The sequence below is a fragment of the Paraclostridium sp. MRS3W1 genome (assembly GCF_032465715.1).
Classification (GTDB): Bacteria; Bacillota; Clostridia; order Peptostreptococcales; family Peptostreptococcaceae; genus Paraclostridium; species Paraclostridium dentum.
Genome location: NZ_JAWDJM010000036.1, coordinates 1 through 2,933, shown reverse-complemented (window position 1 = coordinate 2,933; position 2,933 = coordinate 1). Strand labels below are relative to the sequence as shown.

Below are 2,933 nucleotides of genomic sequence, written 5' to 3'. Positions count from 1 at the left end.
TTTAATAACTGGTCAAGTTATTAAGGGCGCAGGGCGGATGCCTTGGCACTAAGAGCCGATGAAGGACGCGATAAGCTGCGATAAGCTTCGGGGAGTTGCACGTAAACTTTGATCCGAAGATTTCCGAATGAGGAAACTCACTTAGAGTAATGTCTAAGTATCATTAAGTGAATACATAGCTTAGTGAGGGGAACCCGGGGAACTGAAACATCTAAGTACCCGGAGGAAAAGAAAGAAATTCGATTCCGTAAGTAGCGGCGAGCGAACGCGGAATAGCCCAAACCAGTGAAGTTTTCTTCGCTGGGGTTGCGGACACATCATCAACAAAGAGGTATCGTAAACGAAGAGAGTTGGAAAGCTCCGCTATAAAGTGTAATAGCCACGTAGTTGAAACGAGAAGACTTTAGATGTGATCCAGAGTACCACGGGACACGTGAAACCCTGTGGGAAGCAGGAGGGACCATCCTCCAAGGCTAAATACTACTTAGTGACCGATAGCGCATAGTACCGTGAGGGAAAGGTGAAAAGAACCCCGGGAGGGGAGTGAAATAGAACCTGAAACCCTGCGCTTACAAGCTGTGGAAGCACTTTATATGTGTGACCGCGTACTTTTTGTAGAACGGGCCAACGAGTTACGATAGTAAGCTAGGTTAAGTACTTAAGGTATGGAGCCGTAGTGAAAGCGAGTCTTAAATGGGCGTTAAGTTTGCTGTCGTAGACCCGAAACCGAGCGACCTATCCATGAGCAGGATGAAGCGAAAGTAAAATTTCGTGGAGGTCCGAACCCACGAGCGTTGAAAAGCTCGGGGATGACTTGTGGATAGCGGTGAAATTCCAATCGAGCTCGGAGATAGCTGGTTCTCCCCGAAATAGCTTTAGGGCTAGCCTCAAGGTTGAGAAATACGGAGGTAGAGCACTGAATATCCTAGGGGGCATTGCGCTTACCGAAGATTATCAAACTCCGAATGCCGTTATTTTATACTTGGGAGTCAGACTGTGGGTAATAAGATTCATAGTCGAGAGGGCAACAGCCCAGATCGTCAGCTAAGGTCCCTAAATGTAAGTTAAGTGGTAAAGGATGTGGGATTGCATAGACAACCAGGATGTTGGCTTAGAAGCAGCCACTCATTTAAAGAGTGCGTAATAGCTCACTGGTCGAGTGATCCTGCGCCGAAGATTACCGGGGCTAAAACTTACTACCGAAGCTACGATATCATTTATGATAGGTAGGGGAGCTTCCTATGCAGGCTGAAGCATGACCGTAAGGACGTGTGGACAGTATAGGAGTGAGAATGTTGGCATGAGTAGCGAGACGTGGGTGAGAATCCCACGGGCCGTAAACCCAAGGTTTCCAGGGGAAGGTTCGTCCGCCCTGGGTTAGTCGGGACCTAAGCCGAGGCCGAAAGGCGTAGGTGATGGACAACAGGTTGAGATTCCTGTACCACCGATAATCGTTTGAGAGATGGAATGACACAGTAGGATAAGCTAACCACACTGTTGGTTATGTGTGGCTAAGTACTGAGGCAGTCAAGGCAGGCAAATCCGCCATGATAATGCTGGGGTACGATGGGGAGCGAAATTAAGTAGCGAAGTAGCTGATTTCACACTGTCGAGAAAAGTTTCTATCGAGATTAAAGGTGCCCGTACCGCAAACCGACACAGGTGGGTGAGGAGAGTATCCTAAGGCCAGCGAGAGAACTGTTGTTAAGGAACTCGGCAAAATGACCCCGTAACTTAGGGAGAAGGGGTGCCACGTTAGGGTTAACGCCCGAGGTGGCCGCAGAGAATAGGCCCAAGCGACTGTTTACCAAAAACACAGGTTTCTGCTAAGTCGCAAGACGATGTATAGGAGCTGACGCCTGCCCGGTGCTGGAAGGTTAAGGGGATCTGTTAGGATTTATCCGAAGCAGTGAACTTAAGCCCCAGTAAACGGCGGCCGTAACTATAACGGTCCTAAGGTAGCGAAATTCCTTGTCGGGTAAGTTCCGACCCGCACGAAAGGCGTAACGATTTGGGCACTGTCTCAACAACAGACTCGGTGAAATTGTAATCCCGGTGAAGATGCCGGGTACCTGCGACAGGACGGAAAGACCCCATGGAGCTTTACTGTAGCTTGACATTGAATTTTGGTGCTACATGTACAGGATAGGTGGGAGGCTATGAAATCAGGACGCCAGTCTTGGTGGAGCCATCCTTGGGATACCACCCTTGTAGTACTGAGATTCTAACCAGATACCTTGAATCAGGTATTGGGACACTGTCAGGTGGGCAGTTTGACTGGGGCGGTCGCCTCCCAAAGAGTAACGGAGGCGCTCAAAGGTTCTCTCAGCACGGTCGGAAATCGTGCGTAGAGTGTAAAGGCAGAAGAGAGCTTGATTGCAAGACATACAGGTCGAGCAAGGACGAAAGTCGGACTTAGTGATCCGGTGGTTCCGCATGGAAGGGCCATCGCTCAACGGATAAAAGCTACCCTGGGGATAACAGGCTTATCTCCCCCAAGAGTCCACATCGACGGGGAGGTTTGGCACCTCGATGTCGGCTCATCACATCCTGGGGCTGTAGTAGGTCCCAAGGGTTGGGCTGTTCGCCCATTAAAGTGGTACGCGAGCTGGGTTCAGAACGTCGTGAGACAGTTCGGTCCCTATCCGTCGCAGGCGTAGGAAATTTGAGGAGACCTGTCCTTAGTACGAGAGGACCGGGATGGACGTACCTCTGGTGTACCAGTTGTTCTGCCAAGGGCATGGCTGGGTAGCTATGTACGGAATGGATAAGCGCTGAAAGCATCTAAGCGCGAAGCCAACTTCAAGATAAGATTTCCCACCGTAAGGGTAAGATCCCAGGAAGACTACCTGGTTGATAGGTCGGAGGTGTAAGTGCAGCAATGTATGTAGCTTACCGATACTAATAGATCGAGGACTTGACCAAGATTATTT

At 49.8% G+C, this 2,933-nt stretch carries 1 rRNA gene; it reads left to right on the top strand.

The features are described from left to right. Positions 1 to 10 precede the first annotated feature (10 nt). Positions 11 to 2,925, top strand: a 23S ribosomal RNA gene (locus RWY47_RS02890). Positions 2,926 to 2,933 lie beyond the last annotated feature (8 nt).